At 57.2% G+C, this 16339-nt stretch carries 14 protein-coding genes and 1 tRNA gene; 4 read left to right on the forward strand and 11 right to left on the reverse strand.

The genetic code is table 11. The features are described 5' to 3' along the window. Positions 1-6 precede the first annotated feature (6 nt). The 4 genes from VLX68_13475 to VLX68_13490 form a co-directional block, all read right to left on the reverse strand. A complete protein-coding gene (locus VLX68_13475; protein ID HUI93252.1) occupies positions 7-1104 on the reverse strand; it encodes a PilT/PilU family type 4a pilus ATPase in 1098 nt (365 codons plus the stop codon). Continuing rightward, positions 1101-2183 carry a Xaa-Pro peptidase family protein gene (locus VLX68_13480; GenBank protein ID HUI93253.1) on the reverse strand — a complete coding sequence of 361 codons (1083 nt, stop codon included), beginning with the start codon at positions 2181-2183 and terminating at the stop codon, positions 1101-1103. Before VLX68_13480 ends, VLX68_13475 begins: the two co-directional genes overlap by 4 nt. A 30-nt stretch (positions 2184-2213) precedes the next feature. After that, positions 2214-5102 (reverse strand): tetratricopeptide repeat protein, encoded by a 2889-nt coding sequence (locus tag VLX68_13485; GenBank protein HUI93254.1) that lies wholly within the window; start codon positions 5100-5102, stop codon positions 2214-2216. A 107-nt stretch (positions 5103-5209) separates the two neighbouring features. Next, positions 5210-5701 (reverse strand): adenylyltransferase/cytidyltransferase family protein, encoded by a 492-nt coding sequence (locus VLX68_13490; protein HUI93255.1) that lies wholly within the window; start codon positions 5699-5701, stop codon positions 5210-5212. On the opposite strand from VLX68_13490, the gene VLX68_13495 reads away from it, so the two are divergent. Continuing rightward, entirely contained in the window at positions 5686-6030 is a 345-nt protein-coding gene (locus VLX68_13495; GenBank protein HUI93256.1) for a hypothetical protein, read from the forward strand. The two genes, VLX68_13490 and VLX68_13495, sit on opposite strands and share 16 nt — an antisense overlap. Before the next feature lie 6 nt (positions 6031-6036). Here VLX68_13495 and VLX68_13500 read toward each other — a convergent pair whose 3' ends face one another. The 7 genes from VLX68_13500 to VLX68_13530 form a co-directional block, all read right to left on the reverse strand. Then, the gene (locus VLX68_13500) at positions 6037-7515 is read right to left on the reverse strand and encodes a hypothetical protein (GenBank protein HUI93257.1); all 1479 of its coding nucleotides are present in this window, start codon (positions 7513-7515) and stop codon (positions 6037-6039) included. A gap of 90 nt (positions 7516-7605) precedes the next feature. After that, positions 7606-7679: transfer RNA gene (locus VLX68_13505), tRNA-Cys, on the reverse strand. A gap of 250 nt (positions 7680-7929) precedes the next feature. Then, positions 7930-8943, reverse strand: coding sequence for a tRNA-dihydrouridine synthase family protein (locus VLX68_13510; protein HUI93258.1), 1014 nt, complete (start codon positions 8941-8943; stop codon positions 7930-7932). Positions 8944-8957: 14 nt separating this feature from the next. Continuing rightward, the gene (locus VLX68_13515; GenBank protein ID HUI93259.1) at positions 8958-9785 is read right to left on the reverse strand and encodes a hypothetical protein; all 828 of its coding nucleotides are present in this window, start codon (positions 9783-9785) and stop codon (positions 8958-8960) included. 152 nt (positions 9786-9937) lie between these two features. Continuing rightward, a complete protein-coding gene (locus VLX68_13520) occupies positions 9938-11200 on the reverse strand; it encodes a hypothetical protein (GenBank protein HUI93260.1) in 1263 nt (420 codons plus the stop codon). Positions 11201-11356: 156 nt separating this feature from the next. Continuing rightward, a complete protein-coding gene (locus VLX68_13525; GenBank protein HUI93261.1) occupies positions 11357-11767 on the reverse strand; it encodes a hypothetical protein in 411 nt (136 codons plus the stop codon). A gap of 216 nt (positions 11768-11983) precedes the next feature. After that, a complete protein-coding gene (locus VLX68_13530; protein HUI93262.1) occupies positions 11984-12460 on the reverse strand; it encodes a nucleoside deaminase in 477 nt (158 codons plus the stop codon). Positions 12461-12995: 535 nt separating this feature from the next. Here VLX68_13530 and VLX68_13535 point away from each other — a divergent pair. From VLX68_13535 to secF, 3 genes are read left to right on the forward strand one after another with little or no spacing between them, the layout of a single operon-like run. After that, on the forward strand, positions 12996-13406 hold the full coding sequence (locus VLX68_13535; protein ID HUI93263.1) for a response regulator: 411 nt from the start codon (positions 12996-12998) through the stop codon (positions 13404-13406). A gap of 33 nt (positions 13407-13439) precedes the next feature. Then, positions 13440-15137: a protein translocase subunit SecD gene (gene secD / locus VLX68_13540; protein ID HUI93264.1), complete on the forward strand. Its 1698-nt coding sequence runs from the start codon at positions 13440-13442 to the stop codon at positions 15135-15137. 29 nt (positions 15138-15166) lie between these two features. After that, positions 15167-16084, forward strand: coding sequence for a protein translocase subunit SecF (gene secF / locus VLX68_13545; GenBank protein ID HUI93265.1), 918 nt, complete (start codon positions 15167-15169; stop codon positions 16082-16084). The last annotated feature ends 255 nt before the right edge of the window (positions 16085-16339 follow it).

The raw sequence follows: 16339 nt of genomic DNA on the forward strand, positions 1-16339 counted from the left end.
TCGATCTTATGTGATCCACCGACGGTCGCTGGTCCCTTCCACCCCCTTCACCCTGAGCTCGAAGTCGTCGGGGTTGGTCGCGTTTTGCTTGGCCACCTGGAGCGTGATCAGGTCGTCGCGGTACAACTGCAGCAGCGACTGGTCGAACGACTGCGACCCGTACTGCGTGTACCCTTCGCAGATCGCGGGCAAAATAAGGTGAGCCTTTTCCGGGTTCAGGACGTATTCGGCGATCGCGGCATTGTTGATCATGATCTCGACGGCGGGAACGCGCCCGTTGTTCGCCTTGTTCGGCAGGAGCCGCAGCGAAACCACGGCCACGAGCACGTTGGACAGCACGAGCCGCACCTGCTGGTGCTGGTGCGGCGGGAAAAACGACAGCACGCGGGAGATCGTCTCCATGGTGTTCATGGTGTGGAGCGTGCTCATGACCATGTGGCCGGTGTCGGCCGCGCTCATGGCCGTTTCCATGGTGTCTTTGTCCCGGATCTCGCCGATGAGGATCACGTCCGGGTCCTGGCGGAAGCTCGCGCGCAGCGCGTTGGCGAACCGGAAGGTGTCGGGCCCTACCTCCCGCTGCGCGATGATGCTCTTTTTGTCTTTGTAAAGGTACTCGATGGGGTCTTCGATGGTCACGATGTTGACGGCGGTGCTTTCGTTGATGTGGTCGATCATGGAGGCCAGCAGCGTCGATTTGCCGCTGCCCGTGGTGCCGGTCACCAGGATGAGGCCGCGCTTTTTCATGGCGAGGTCGAGGATCACGTTGGGAAGGTTGAGCTCCGAAAACGCGGGAATGAGCGTCTTGATGGACCGGATGGCGAGCGACGGCGTTCCGCGCTGGCGCGAGGCGTTGATTCTGAAGCGGCCCACGCCCTTGAGGCCCATGGCGAAATCGAGCTCGTTGGTCTTGTCAAAGGTCTCCTTTTGGTCGGGCCGCATGATCTTGGCGCACACCTGCTCCATTTCCTGGAACGACACCGCCTCCATCTGCGCCCGAAACAACGCGCCGTTGATGCGGAACGTCGGCGGCGTGCCCACGCGGATGTGCAGGTCGGACGCCTTGTTTTCGAACATCGTCTTGAGCAGCTTGTTGATATCGATCATTTTGTTCCCGCCTCGATGAGGTGGCGCGGCGATTTCGTGAGTACCTCGCCCCCATGGTCCCGCACCACGACCATGTCCTCGATGCGCACGCCGCCGAACCGGCGGTGGTAGATGCCCGGCTCAATGGTGATGACGGTGCCGCTTTGTAAAATAGTTTTGTCATTGCCGCCGATGCGAGGCTTTTCATGTACGCGCAGGCCCAGGCCGTGCCCCGTCGCGTGGCCGAAAAGCGGGGCGTATCCCGCCCGCGCTATTTCCAGGCGCACGCATTTGTCAATGTCGCTTGCCCTGACGGCCGCGGCAACGGCATGCCTGCCTATTTCCTGGGCCCGCAGCACCACGGCGTACAATTTTTTCTGCAGCGCCGACGCCTTGCCCATCACGAAGGTGCGGGTCATGTCCGACGCAAACCCGCTCACGGTGCAGCCGAAGTCGCACAGCACCCAGTCCCCGCGCCGCAACCGGACGTTGGACGGCCGGCCGTGCGGGAGCGCGGCCCTGCGGCCGAACAGCACGATGGTGTCGAACGACGGCCGCTCGGAGCCGAGCCTGCGGCAGGCGTCTTCGCAGACCGCGGCAAGCTCAATCTCGGTGATACCGGGCCTGGCGGACCGGAGCACGGCGGCGAAGGCCTTGTCACCGATGGCGGCTGCTTTACGCATGCAAAGAATTTCTCCGGGCATTTTCGGTGTAAAAATATCCTGGAATTCCCTTGGAAGGTGCAAAAATTGCACGCCGGGGCACCGTGCCCTGAGCAAGCGGAACTGGTCAACGGTCATCACGTGGGACTGAAATCCGGCCGGTCCCTGGGCGCCGAACGCTCCCGCGAGCGATGAAAAATCATTTTCCTTGATTTCAAGGAATTTCCATTCGCGGCGCTTTCTGCAGAACGCCACCGCCGCTTCCCGGTACCGGAAATCGGAGCAGAGGAGGTTGTGGCGCCGCGTAACGATGCAATAGGCGTTTGAAGACCGGAACCCGGTGAGATATTCCACGTCAACGGTGTCGGAAATGAAAACGCTGGCGAATGAGCCTTTGTCAAGGAAATCTTTTATGCGGGAAAGTCGTTTGTTGGCCATAGCACGGGACACGAGGATACCGACAATGTCCTATTTGATTTTCTTTCTTTTCGCCTTGTACTTCCGCTTGATCCGCACGCCCGCAAGAGGTTTTTGTCCGGACGATTTTTTCGGCTTTTTTTCCTGAGACGGCGCCGCCGGTTCTTTGGGGGAGGCGGTTTTCTTTTTGGCGCGTTCGACGGCCACCGTTTCTTCGGCCTCCTGGGTCTCGATGCTGCGTTCTATTTCCGCGATCCTCTTCGCCATGCGCTCGTTGTCCGGGTCTGCGGACAGGAGCCTGCGGTAGATCTGCAGCGCGAGCTGCGGCTGGCCCTGCTGGAAATAAATGTCGGCAAGCGTGGGCGTGAGCACATGGTCGGGGATGTCATATTCCTGGGACTTCGTCGCGCCGGGTTCCTTTTGCGTTTCCGCCTGAAGTTCCTCTTTGAAAATGTCACCGCCCGCGGCGGGCGTCTTTGCGGCGCGCACGGTCTCGTCTTTTTCGCTTTCGTCAATATTTGCAGGCGCCGCGGCCGGTTTCGGAAGGAACGGGTCCCTGCCCGAGGCAAGGATGGTCTCCTCCTCCGCAAGCATGGTCTCCTCCTCGGGCGGTATTATCTCCTCCTCCGCCGCCATGGTCTCCCCGCCGGCGTCCTCGTCCATGAGCACGGTTTTTTCCTCGGGCTCGCGTCCCATGTCGAGCGTGTCCACCTCCAGCACCGCTTCCTCTTCATCACCGGGAGCGGGCGGCATGGTCTTGTCCGTTTCAGCGTCCTTCGCCTTGGCGTTTTCCTCCGGACCGGGGCGAAACGCCTGGGTCACCGCATCGTCTTCCTTGTCAAGACCGGCCCCGGGCCCTGCGGTCGTCTCGTCGCGGCCCTTGGTGACGCTGTCGAGGAATATCTTGTCCAGCCGCTCAGCCACGTCGTCGCCCGACATGCCGGGAGACGCGTCTTCCTCTTCCATATCGTCAATGGCCGGCGCGGGCTCCTTGCCCATATCGCCGGTTTTTCCCCGAGACAGCTTTGCCCTCGGCGCGATTATTGTTTCGGCTCCGCCTTCCAAATCCTCGTCGCCGACGATGATGGGACGGTCTGCGCCGGCAAGCGGATGCTTTGTTTCCTCCTCCGAGCGCGGCGTTTCAAGTTTTTCGGCCGGGATCACGTCGGTGCCGGCCGAGTCGTGCCCCGCCTCCTCCTCACCATCGCCAAGAATGGTTTCAAGCCGCTGCGCAACATCGTCGCCCGAAATTTCATGGCCGGCCGGCTCTGCGGCCGCCTTGTCCGCGTCCGGGACCTTGATCTCTTCGGTGGCGCTGCTCGCGCTCGAGGAGGACGCAACGTCAAAAACAGGGGCTTCCTCGGTTTCAACCGCGGGCTTGCTTGACAGATCGGTGTCCTGTCCCAGCGGCTCGGGTGCGGGTGCGTCCTCAAACATCGCGTTGAGCCGCGAAGTGACGTCTTCGGCGGAGATTTCCGTGGCCTCCATGGGCCGCAACTCGTCGCGCTTGAGCTCCTGCGTCGGCGCGGTGAAAAGCGACGTCTTCGGCTGGGTATCCTTTGCCGCTCCATCTATCTCCTCGGTTTCAAAGGCCTGCGTGAACTCGGCCTCGGGCCCAAGATCTTCGGGAGCCTCGGGTTTCCCCTGGCCGAACAGTTGCTCGAGACGGGAACTTATGTCGTTTGCGGAAACCACCCAGTCGTCTTTGGCGTCGGCGCGGGTCTGCGCCGACGTCTCAATATGGGTCATGCCGTGGTCAGCGCCGATGTCGACATGCTCGAACGTTTCCGGCCCCGGCTCGCCCGCAAGTGTTTCGGCCAGCGCATCATGCTCGGGCGAGGCCGCGAGTGTCTCTGCGGACTCCGAAGGTTCCGGCACCTGTACGGGTATTTCGGCGGGAGCATCGGCCTCCGCGGCAACCGCCGGGGCCCCGGTTTCACCGAACAGGGAGTCCATGCGCGAGCTGATATCGTCGCCGGTGACATTCCCCTCGTGTTTGTCAACTGTTTCCAGGGTGATCTCCTTGACTTCCGCCGCCGGGGGTTCCGGCTCGGCGGAAACCGGCGGTGCCTCGGGCTCGCCGAACAGGGTGTCCAAACGCGAGCTGACGTCGTCGCCGGTGACCGCGCCCTCATGTTTGCCCGCAACCTCGGTCACGGGCTCCTCGGGTGCCTCCGCCGGTGCCGCAGGCGCCGGCGCCTCGGGTTCGCCGAACAGGGTGTCCATGCGCGAACTGATGTCATCGCCGGTGACGACCCCGCCCTGGGTCTCGGACGTCTCCATGCCGAGCTCAACGGCCTGTTCCGGCGCCGCGCCGAGCTGTGCGGCGTCGAACTGCTGCGTCTTGACGAGCATTTCTCCAAAGTCAACACTGTCCTGCTGCTGCGGCGCCTCGAGGGGAATGCGGTCCATCTGGATCGTCCGGTCCGCGTCGACGATGACGTCCGACGGCGCCGAAACGCTGAATTCTTCCTCGGCAGCGGGCTGCGGCGCCCAACTGCCCTGGCCGATGATGTTCTGGATGTTGGTTTCGCCCGGCCCGCGGAAGGTCGCCGAAAGCTTGATGAGCGGCTTGTTGTCCGGGTCCATGCGCAGCAGCCACGCATACAAATCGCCCGCCTTCTCCCGTTCGCCCTGGGCGGCAAAGAGGTCGGCGATCAGCTTCACCGCGACCTGGTTGCGCCTGTCAAGCTGTGCGGCCCTGGTGAGCTCCGCGATCGCCTCCTGGTGCTTCTCCTGCTCAAGGTAGCACCGCCCGAGGATGACCCGGGCGGTCACGCTGTCCGGGTGGCTCTTGAGGCCCTCCTCGCATACGCTGATGGCCTGCTCGAACTCGCCGTTCTTGCGGTACCGGTCGGCAAGCCGCGAAAACACAAGGGACGAGGGGGATTGGCTCAGCTTGCTCTCGAGCGTCTTGATTGAGGCGTCTGATTTCGGCATTGCTCTTCTCTCCTTAATGGAGGATTTTGCGCGGGGACCAGGAAACAATTAAGGATACCATGAAAATAAAAAATATTCAAATGTTGCGGCGCTCGGCATTGAAAAATCTACCCCGCTTTCCCGGCCATCTTTTTTATGAGCGACGACGTTGAATGATCCTCTAAAAACGAAACGATTCTGATTTTCCCGCCGTATTTTTCCACCACAGGCTTTTCGATGATGTTTTCTGAATAATCCCCGCCTTTCACATGAACGTCGGGCTTGAGGATTTCGATGAACGCGCGGGGATCGCTCTCCCTGAAAATGAATGCAAAATCCACCATGCAAAGCGACGCGACAATGGCAAGCCTGTCCTGCTCGCTTTGCAACGGCCTTCCCTTTCCCTTGAGCTCCCGCACCATGGCGTCGCAGTTGACGCCCACGGCAAGGATATCGCCGAGGGAGGCAGCTTCGGCAAGGTACTTGATATGCCCGGCGTGGATGATGTCGAAGCAGCCGTTGGTGGTGACGAGGGTTTTGCCTTGGGAACGGAGCGGCGCGAGAACATTATGCAGTTCCGTAGCCGATTGAAAGGCGTTAGTTGATGATTTTTGCTTCATGCCTTGAAAATAGTATTCGTCAAAGGCGGGGTCGAGGGCGACAGGAGATTTATCGGAACTATCCCTTAAAACCTTACGTTAAACCCCACGATCGGCGTAATCCCGAACGGCGTTATGGGCTGGAAACCCGTGCCGTTGAATTCGTATTCGAGCACCGGTTTGTAATTGAGCAGGTTGATGATCTCGACAAACGATCCGACCTGGGCGCCGAATATCCTTCTTGTAAACCCGTACCGCGCGTTGGTGGTGAGGAGCCGGTCGAGCCGCCGGGCGTAATAGGCCTGGGCCGTGTCGAAAAAACCAAGGGCGGCTTTACGATGAACAAATGACCCTTATCACCGGGTTACTAAAACTCTTCTTATCTCCAGGTAAGATCCGGCCTTGATCTTGACGAAATATATTCCATTATATAAACGAGCGCCGTCAAATCTGACTTCATAGTCGCCGTACCCGATTTTCTCCGGTACCAACCGCATCTTTTCGACACCCCTCGCGTCGTACACTCTTATGTCAATTTTCCCGGCCTCGAAAGCGGTGGTAAACCGCAGGGAATTCCCGGAAAGAAATTTCATGGATGATTGAGCCGGTTTGCCGCCTTGGGTGGTGGCGATATATTCATACATTCCGGTTTCAGTTCCCACAATGGGCGTCATTGCGCCCGGACTTCCCGCGGCAAGTGCCGAAACTATGTTCGGCAAACCCGGCCCGCCGAGCATCTGCCAGGTGGCGCCCGAATCCATGGAATAATACGCACCGCCGTTGGTTCCGGCAAACAAGTGGTTGACATCATCGGAAGCAAGGGCGTTGATGTGCCGGTCCGGCAATTGCAAATAGGAAAGGCCCGTGCCGACGCTGTCCCATGAGCCGGATCGGTAAATGAAAATCCCGTTTGTGGTTCCTGCAAAGAGGCGGCCCTGGGGATCGACCGTCAATGCCGTCAGGGTGTCGGGCGGGTTGGTTGCCGGCCTTCCCAAATTGGTCCAGTTTTGGCCATCGTTTACAGAACGGGAAACGGTGTATTGACTTGAAGGCGACGGCTGTGAGATTACATATAATGTCCTCTTTGCATCAACCGCGACGGCCCTCACATACGGGTCGGTCAAGTATGTTCCTATAATGGCAACGCTGTCGGGGAACGCCATATAGGTGAATCCCACGCACGTGGAGCATGCTGTGGTGAAAGACCAAGTCGAAGAGGGACTGCCCCCGTTGAACGCATTAACATGCCAGAAATATGTGGTGAGCGGTAAAAAAGGCGAGGAATTCACCACGTAATAGGTTGTATTCATGCTGCTGGAAAATACCCAATTATTGAATCCGCTATCGCTGGAGACAATGAGAGTATACGGTGCCGTTCCAACCGAGGCCGGCCAGATGAACATGAGCGGATTTAATGATACGTCCTTTGCACCATTTGCCGGGCTTCTCAAGGTCGACCGAATCGGCCGTAATTCCAGCAGCCCGCGGCCCATGCTTCCTATATAAATGCTCGTATCCTGAAACACCGAATCCACATAAATGGCAATTGAAGTTACTGGAAATTTCTCCAGGAGCCTCCATTCCAATGTACCGTAGATGTTGTTGAATGTGGCGCGATACACGCCGCTGTCGTTTGCAGCAACCATAAGCGAGGGCGAGCGGATTGCCACGGCGGAGATGTTTGCTCCGCCATAGGGTGTATCCAACTGCGTCCAGCCAGAAACACAGGCCTTGCCAAGGCATTCATCTTCCGACTGGTTCCAGGCCATGACGGGGTGAATAATGAACACTAGTGCATAAAAACAAAGGAAAAAGGAACCAGTGAATTTCTTCATAATGGCCTCCCGAAGATTTGGTTTGACCAGTTTTCGATGCTATTTCGATTGGTACCTTGCGCGATAGCAACGCATTTGTTCCATGGTAAAAGCCGCTACCCGGATTTGAACCGGGGATGCCTGTTTTTGCAAACAGATGCCTTACCAGACTTGGCAATAGCGGCAGATTATTCCTGTTTGTTAATCCTTGATCTCTGGCCCGTGTTCTTTAAAATAAAGTCGCTAATTCAACTATGTCAATCCCAAAACACACTTGATTATTTTTCGGCTTTTATTGCGGCAGGGCTGACAACGCTCAATGGTAATATAAGCAATAACGGGCGGGACAAGGTCGTAAAGAAATAAAAAGTGGTTTCTGGCAGAAAACCCTTCCCGGGCAGAGAAAGACCCAGGACCTCAAATGAACTACAGCTGCTACAAACCCGCCACGGACGGCCGGTCCACCACTCTCGGATTTTCCAGCAGGAACCTCATCACCGTATCAACTAGTTCCCCAACCGTCTGCGCGTTCTGCGCCGCCGTCCTCAGCCGGTGCCCGAAAAAGAAATTGCACGCGTAATATTTCATGAATTCCTTGAGTCTTCCGATTGCCTTTTCAGGCGGGAAGTCTTCGTTGACATAATCACAAAACTGTCTGAACACGCCGGCGTAATCAACTGGCGTTGCACTCGTTCCGGTACCTTGTATTGGGAATTCCCGGAAAATCCACGGCCGCACGATTGCCTGTCTCCCGATCATAAGGCCCTTTACCGCCGCGAACGCGTCCGCATTCCGTTCGATATCCTCGACGAAGCCGATGTCGCCGTTGGCGATCACCGGCAGTTTTGTCTGTTCGCAGATCCATTCGAAGAATTCCCATCGCGCGCGGCGTTTGAGCTTCTCCTTGAAAAAACGCGGGTGCACGAACAGCGCGTCCGCGCCGCAGTCCTCGATGATCCTGAGACGCTTCCGAAACTCGGGCTTCCAGTCGGTCTCGCTTTTCCACAGCCTGCACTTGACCGTGAGAGGGCCGCCCCAGCAGCTCCGCAGCGTTTTTAGCACTCTTTCAAAACGCGCGGCGTCCGCGTACAGCGACACGCCCGTTCCCTGGCGCTCCATTTCCGGGGCCGGGCAGCCCGCGTTGAGGTCGAGCGCCGCGGGTGAGACCGCCGCCATACGCTCGACGATGGAGGCGATGTCTTCCCTCCCGTTCAGCGCGAGCTGGTACCAGACCGTTTCCTCCTCCGGCCTGCGTTTTGTAAACGGACTCTCCCCCGCTTTTTCATGCAGCACCGCCCTGCCGGACAGCATTTCCGTAAACAATGCCCCGTAACCGCCAAAACCGGCAACGAGCCTGCGGAACGCGCAGTGCGAGACGCCGGCCATGGGCGCGCAGAACAACGGCGGCGACACAACAAGCTGTTTAATTAAAAGGGGCGAAAGGATCATTCTGAAGGGCGCCGTCAATGCGGGACAATCGCTTTAAGGAGTATGCCGCAGGAGAGATAGAGCACAAACGCCACGATGCCGGCCATGAGATAAATATCCGCCTCGCCGGCCGGACGCGGACCTGCCGCAGCGGTCCGCCTGCTTACGGAGGCAAGAATGGTTTCCGCAACGGCGATTCCCGCGATAAAAAGAAACTGCGAGAACACCGACCACGCGAATGACGGAAAAAAAGGAAGCCCCCACAGGAAAAGCGCAATGACGGGGTCGGCCACGCCCAGCAGCAGGGTGATTCCCACGCCGTACGGCATCAGCCGTGCCAGCCGCTCGTTCGCGGACTCGTTTGACCGGGCCGCGGCCTTGAATGCGGCAATGTTGTTTTCCTGAAAAACCGCGCCGCCCGTCCGCGCGATCTTCTCCCGGAGCGCGCAAATCAGGCCGTAACAGTTTCTTGCCCTGAGCGAAATGATGAGGCGCCCCCCGGGATACCGGATGATGCCGTAACGCAGAAGCAAAGGGACCTGGACATACCGGAACTCGGCGATCTGGCCATACGCCACGCTCACGATGCGGAACGGGCTCCGCTTGGTGAGGCGGTCGTCCGAAACGATGTACACGGTGTCACGCATCTCCCTTGTCAAGGTAAGCCGCACGAGGCCCAGAAACAGGCCGGTGAGAAACACGTCGATGGTGAGCCTGGCATACGAGGAAAACATTCTTACCGACGCCGCGCTCACTCCCGCGGCCGCGCAGAACAGGCAGGTGAGGAACAGGCCCAGCAACAAAAACAGCGCCAGCCGCTCGAAACCGGCAAGTTCGGTGGAGGTGGTATAGGTTTCTTCCATTGTTATTTTTCCGTAAAGATTTGCCGCTGAGGACACGAAATAATGTTGGAAGTTAAGGGTTAAAAGTTGAAAATAACAAAACAAATAATCAACATCAAACTTTCATCTTCCAACTTTAAACTATTTATTCTGCGCTCTCTCCGGTAATTTTATCATTTAATCCTACTGGTACACAAATCAATTATGCCGCATCGTTTTGCCAGCGCGGAAAGCAATTCCAGATCGTCGGCGGTTTTTATGACCGCGTATGAATCCGGCTCAATGCTGAGAACGGCCCCGTGTTTGGCGCAGGACATGAGGTCGGTGGCGGCATATCCTATCTTGGGGCTTTTCGGAAGCCCGGGCAGGACTTCCTTGGGCGGCGTCGCGTAATCGGGCAGGCCGCTTTTCGAAAGCAGCGCGACGTCGAAGACATAAAGCCCCGTGTTGAAAGGCAAAAATAACTTCCCTGTTTTGTCCCGCACTTTCATGGTTTCGTTATTGCGGACGGCCTGCTCGATGATGACAAGCGAACATGTGCCATTTTTTTCAAGGTTTACAAACGCGCCGTACTGGTCTGTTTTGTCGAATTTCGTCCTGAGGATGCCGACGCCCATGCAGTCATGCTGTTTTCCGGCCGCCGCCATGGCCAGGACCACGGCCGGATCATAGAGCGCCGTGGCCTGCAGCGCGATTATTTTTTTGCAGCCAAGCCCCGACAGCCAGTCAAGCGCACTTAACATACCGGAAAATCCCGGTTGTGCGAGCTTCATGAACGGCCCGCCGGTCTCGTCCGGGTTGGTGGCGGGCCGCGCCTTATCGCCGTCAACGGCAACCATGCCGTCGGGCGTGAGATGGAGGCGCTCGTCCTGCGCAAGCGCGGCCAGGTATTTTATGCCGTAATTGTTGCGCGCCGCGATAACGCCGGAGATAATGCGGGCGTTCTCCGAAGACGCCGGCCCCGTGGTGACGATCACGGGAATGTCCAAACCGCCTCTTCGGCACAGACCTGCGATCACGGCAAGGTTCGCCTGCAGGCTGCCGAATCCCTTTGGAAAGCCGGGCAGCTGGAATGTCGCCTTTGTAAAGTCTTTCAGATCTGCGTCGCTCGCGCCGCGGCCGCGCAGGCTTGCACGCAGCCGCTCGCCGTCGCCGCCCGCGGTGAGGACAACGGCGTAGCCGGCCAGGTCAGACGGCGCCGCGTTGAGGTCCGCCGCATTAATCACGGGCGGAAACCTCTGTTTCGCGCCGCTCACGATTTTCTTCCTTTCCTCGGCATTTTTGATTGCCGCAAGCTGGCGGCGGCGATGCTCCCGGTACACCGGCGGCGGAAAACGCCTGTTGAGTTCGTCAAGCAGGTTTTTTTTCTGGGCCGCGGAAAAGGCGGAGAAATTATAAACGTGCTTTTGGGCGAGTGAATCGGTCCATGTGTTCATAAATTTATCTTTTGTGTAATTATCTATCATTTAAAAGCTGGCGACGGTTTTATATTCAACCCAATTCGTGAGTGCCAAACCTCTTGACAAATCGGGCAATATTTGTCATTTCTTCACTTATCTTAATAATGTCTACTTGACATTTTTTAAAAGATTTCAAGACGGCATAATAAACCCGTTCAACTTGAAGTTCTTCAATAAAAGACCGTCTTTTTTTAAACATTTCCTTTGAATTTTCATCTGGTTCTTCATGGCACATTCCCTTAAAAAGAAATGGATATTATCCAAGTTCAGATTATTTGAATAAAGCACCTTGTTGTCCGGTTTGATACCAAATGCTTCATATATTGTACTTATTCTTATTGCTGCCGAGCTTAGATAGGACAAAAGTATTGAAAGGCGCCCATCTTTCTGGCTCGGCCTACCATTCTCAAACCCTTTTGATACCTCTTTTGTCTTCATCAATAATTGCCTTTTGTCAATTCCTGATATGCAATTCTTGCCAAGCCCAACAAAGTTGTTTGCAGCATGAAAAAGCTGATTAATCTCTGCTTGTTTGTATTTCATGACGTCCCGGTGCCAATTGAATTTTAATCAACAGTCTCCCGTTGCTGACCTTTTCAACTGCCCTCCGGAGGACCGGTCGCGCAGATTTCCGGTTACGAAATCATGGGAAATATTTTGAAACGCGACCGGGCCGCAGCGAGGGGGAAACCTCCCCCACCAGAATTTTTTTAAAATTTGGAAATGTCAAATCCCTCCCCTCCTGTCAATCATTTCACCTCAACGATCAGGTTTGGCGGGTTTATCCCTTTTATCCTTGAAAAACGATTTTAACAACTGCGAACATTCCTCCTTTATCACGCCCGACGTGATTTTCGGAAAATACCGGTACGCTCGCTCCAGTTCCTGCCGGTGGAAGAACGTGTCGATGGCGCCGCAGCGCGGGTCGGGGGCGGCATACACGACGGCGTCCATTCTTGCCTGTAAAGCAGCGCCGAGGCACATGACGCAGGGCTCGAGCGTCACGTACAGGGTGCAGCCCGCAAGCCGCCACGTTTCAAGAAGCGTTGACGCGGCGCCGATGGCCACGATTTCGGCATGGGCGGTGGCGTCGGACAGTTTTTCCATGCGGTTGTAGCCCCGGCCGATGACCCGGCCGCCCTTTTCCACCACCGCGCCCACCGGCACCTCGCCTTCGTCAAAGGCCTTGACGGCCTCCTGATACGCGGCGTTCATAAAATATTGGGCGTCCAGCAAAACATATTTCCTTTCGATTTCAATATCCTGCATTGACTTTAAACTAAATTATCCCATGGGAGAAAATTCAAGTATAAATTTGTATTGCCGTATATCAAACCATAACACGCGTGGGACAAGCGATTGGTCAGGGTTGTCGATGAATTATTGACAAATGTCCGACCGGCGCCATTATAGTCTGTTGGCTAACCAGAATTCCGCCGCCGCGTTAGGGGCGACGGAGGGTGCGCTGGAGCGCATTGCCGGCCGACCCCGCCGCAAGGCATCGGGGCGGTCCGGCAACGAGGCAATTAGCCGAGCCCGGAGGAGAACCGACCCGAACCTGAGGTTTACCGAAGGTGAGGGGAACGCCCATCTTTTCCAACTACGATTGCTATAGTAAGTATTATGCCCCCCCAAATATTATTTTAGGTGACCAGTTTACAGCGCTCTTTTTATCTGGGGCGGGACCCGTGTGCCGGAGAGATGCCGGTCAAGGGGTCAGCCGGTTTCCCGATAGTATTGCTGGCGAGCTTTACCGACAGGATATTGTATCGTGGCCGAGAAGAATCCGTTCCGCATCCTGCTTGTCGATGATGAGCCCGGCATCCGGAAGATCCTGCGGCTGTTCCTCGAATTGGAGGGATATACGGTCTTCGAGGCCATCACCGCGAACCAGGCCATGCAGGTGGTGAAAAAGGAAAAGCCGCACCTCATCATCCTCGACGTGATTCTGTTCGGCCAGACGGGGTTTGACGTGTGCGAATGGGTGAAGAGCAACCCGGAAACAAAGGACATCATCATCTTTCTTTTTACCGCCCTCAACCAGGAGCACGATTACCGCGAGGGACAGCGCCTCGGCTGCGACCTGTACCTCACCAAGCCGCAGAACCCGAAGGACATCGTGGAAAAAGTCCGCGAGTACCTTCAGGCAAAGGCGGGCCCCGGCGCAGCGAACGCCGATTGACCAATTTTATCTGAAAGGAACGTTGTTGCACTCATGAACAGAAACATCACCATCGGCATGATCGTCACCGTCGCCCTGATCGGGCTCGCGCTGTTTTTTCTGAAGGACTCGATCCTGTTCTACACCAAAAGCCCGCAGGAGCAGGACAAGTACGCGCAGTCGCACCCCACCGTCTTCAAGAAGATCATCAACCTCGGGCTCGACATCCAGGGCGGCATGCGGATCGTGCTTGAGATTGACAAGTCGAACCTGCCCAAGGAGGCGACGGGCGACATCCTCGACCGGGCCTACACGGTGATCGAGAACCGCATCAACGGACTCGGCGTGGCCGAGCCTTCCATCCAGAAGCAGGGCACCGAACGGATCATCGTCGAGCTGCCCGGGTTCCGCGACGAGGCGGCGGCCTCGCGGGTGATCGGCTCCACGGCGCAGCTCGAGTTCAACCTGCTGCGCGAGCCCGCGGAGCTCGACAAGGCGATCAAGGTCATCGACAACACGCTCAAGGGCCAGAAGCCCGCCGACACCGGCGCGGCCGCCGCATCCGCCGACACGTTGACAACCAAGAAAAAAGAGGCGCAGAGCAAGGCGCAGAGCCTTTTTGAGGGAAAAGAACTTCACAAGGACACGGCAGCGGCAGCCGCGGAATCGACCCAGACCGAAGACACCACCACCGCCGCGTCGTTCTCCGAGCTGCTGTCGGGCGTCGGCGAGCAGATCGGCGTGCTGGAAAGCAACAAGGCGAAGGTCGACGCCATTCTTGCGCGCAAGGACGTGAAGGACGCGCTCGAACGCTCGGGCCTGGGCGGCTCCAATTTCCTCTGGGGCCACGAAACAAGGGTCCTCGGCAGCTCCCTGTACCGGATGTTGTATTATGTCAAGTCGCGCCCCGAAATGCGCGGCGACGCGATACGCGACGCGCGCGGCTCCATCGACCGCAGCGGGTTTTCGGCGGGCCAGGCCATCGTGGAGCTCGAGATGAACAACAAGGGCGCCAAGACGTTTTCCCGCGTCACCGGCGCCAACGTGAACAAGTATCTCGCCATCGTGCTTGACTCAACCGTGTATTCGGCGCCCGTCATCCGCAGCAAGATCCCGTCGGGAAGGGCGCAAATCGAGGGCAGCTTCACCATGGAGGAGGCCAAGAACCTCGCCGTGGTGCTGCGCGCCGGCGCGTTGCCCGCGCCCGTCAAGATCATGGAACAGCGCACCGTGGGACCGTCGCTGGGACAGGACTCCATCCGCGACGCGACCTACGCCGCCATCATCGGCGCCGTCTTGGTGTTCATCTTCATTCTTTTCTACTACAAATTGAGCGGCGCCTACGCGGTGTTCGCGCTCATCCTGAACCTGCTGTTCGTGCTCGCCGCGATGGCCACCATCAACGCGACGCTCACGATCCCCGGCATCTGCGGCCTGGTGCTCAACCTTGCCGTCGCCGTGGACGCCAACGTGCTCATCTGCGAGCGCATCCGCGAGGAACTGCACCTCGGCAAGACCGTGCGCAGCGCAATTGACATAGGCTACAAGCGCGTGCTCGTGGTCATCCTCGACAGCAATCTCACCATGCTCATCAAGGCGGCCATTCTGCTGTGGATCGGCACGGGCGCGATCAAGGGCTTTGCCGTGACGCTGATGTTCGGCCTCATCATCTCGATGTTCACGTCGCTGTACATCACCCACATCATGTACAACATATTCACGCCCAAAACCGGGGAAAAACTCAGCATTTAATATAGAAAGAAAAGAAGGGCATTTATTCTATGATCCAGATTTTCAAAACAGTTCCCAACATCAACTTCATCGGGGTATGGAAGATCGCCTTTTCCATTTCGGGCGCGCTGCTGCTCATCACCGTGGGCTCCATCATTTATCACAAGGGGTTCAACACCTCCATCGAATTCACCGGCGGCACCGAGATCCAGCTCCGGTTCGAAAAGCCGATTGAAAACGACCTGGCAAAAATCCGGTCCGTCGTGAGCGGGCTTTCGTTCGGCCAGCCGGAAATCAAGACCATCGGCGCCATCAAGAACAACGAGATCCAGGTAACGGTGAAAAAGCAGGGCGAGGGCACCTCGATCGGCGACGCGGTGAAGCAGGCGCTCATCAAGAACTACCCGGAGAACAAATTCGAGGTGCGGCGCGAGGAAAAGGTGGGCACCAAGATCGGCGCCGAGTTCGCTTCGAAGGCCTTCTGGGCGGTGGTGCTGGCGCTCATCGGCATCGTGATTTACATGGGGATACGGTTCAACATCCCCTACGGCCTCGGCGGCGTGCTGAGCCTGTTCCACGACGTGTTCATCACGCTCGGGTTCTTCTCGCTTACCAACCGGGAAATCTCGCTGGGCATCATCGCGGCCCTGCTCACCATCGTGGGATACTCGCTCAACGACACCATCGTGGTGTTCGACCGCGTGCGCGAGAACATGGGCGGCAAGCTTTTGGGCCCCAACGTGGAACCGATGATCAACAAGAGCATCAACCAGACCCTGTCGCGCACCATCATCACCACGGGCACGGTGCTCTTCGTGCTCCTGGCGTTTTCGCTTTTCGGCGGCCAGGTGATCCAGGACTTCTCGCTCGCCATGCTCGTCGGGTGCGCCAGCGGCGTGTATTCCACGGTCTACATCGCGAGCCCCATCGTGCTCTGGTGGAACAAACAGTTTCCGGCGAAAATCTAATCGGTTTGATTTAATCTTTATATAAATCCCTGCTTCTTCTTTGTGAAGGAGCGGGGCTTTTTATTTTATCATGATTTCATGATAAAAAGTTGGGCGCGTCGCGCCTTCGCAACGCAACCGCTGCGGAACGCCGCTTCGCGGCGATACACAAATTGTAGGGATTTTTTTTCTTGGCCGGCAAAGGGCAATGATATAATGGATGGTGCGGAGCACCGCTACCTTACCCTAAAGGAACAAAGTGACGCAAAGCGATTT

Source organism: Chitinivibrionales bacterium (assembly GCA_035516255.1).
Taxonomy (GTDB): Bacteria; Fibrobacterota; Chitinivibrionia; order Chitinivibrionales; family FEN-1185; genus FEN-1185.

Bases quoted from the DNA above. Each gene is read 5' to 3' on its own strand.
- VLX68_13520 (HUI93260.1), bottom strand. From the start codon at position 11,200: ATGAACACATGGACCGATTCACTCGCCCAAAAGCACGTTTATAATTTC.
- VLX68_13515 (HUI93259.1), bottom strand. From the start codon at position 9,785: ATGGAAGAAACCTATACCACCTCCACCGAACTTGCCGGTTTCGAGCGG.
- VLX68_13485 (HUI93254.1), bottom strand. From the start codon at position 5,102: ATGCCGAAATCAGACGCCTCAATCAAGACGCTCGAGAGCAAGCTGAGC.
- secD (HUI93264.1), top strand. From the start codon at position 13,440: ATGAACAGAAACATCACCATCGGCATGATCGTCACCGTCGCCCTGATC.
- secF (HUI93265.1), top strand. From the start codon at position 15,167: ATGATCCAGATTTTCAAAACAGTTCCCAACATCAACTTCATCGGGGTA.
- VLX68_13480 (HUI93253.1), bottom strand. From the start codon at position 2,183: ATGGCCAACAAACGACTTTCCCGCATAAAAGATTTCCTTGACAAAGGC.
- VLX68_13475 (HUI93252.1), bottom strand. From the start codon at position 1,104: ATGATCGATATCAACAAGCTGCTCAAGACGATGTTCGAAAACAAGGCG.
- VLX68_13500 (HUI93257.1), bottom strand. From the start codon at position 7,515: ATGAAGAAATTCACTGGTTCCTTTTTCCTTTGTTTTTATGCACTAGTG.
- VLX68_13495 (HUI93256.1), top strand. From the start codon at position 5,686: ATGATTTTTGCTTCATGCCTTGAAAATAGTATTCGTCAAAGGCGGGGT.
- VLX68_13525 (HUI93261.1), bottom strand. From the start codon at position 11,767: ATGAAATACAAACAAGCAGAGATTAATCAGCTTTTTCATGCTGCAAAC.
- VLX68_13510 (HUI93258.1), bottom strand. From the start codon at position 8,943: ATGATCCTTTCGCCCCTTTTAATTAAACAGCTTGTTGTGTCGCCGCCG.
- VLX68_13490 (HUI93255.1), bottom strand. From the start codon at position 5,701: ATGAAGCAAAAATCATCAACTAACGCCTTTCAATCGGCTACGGAACTG.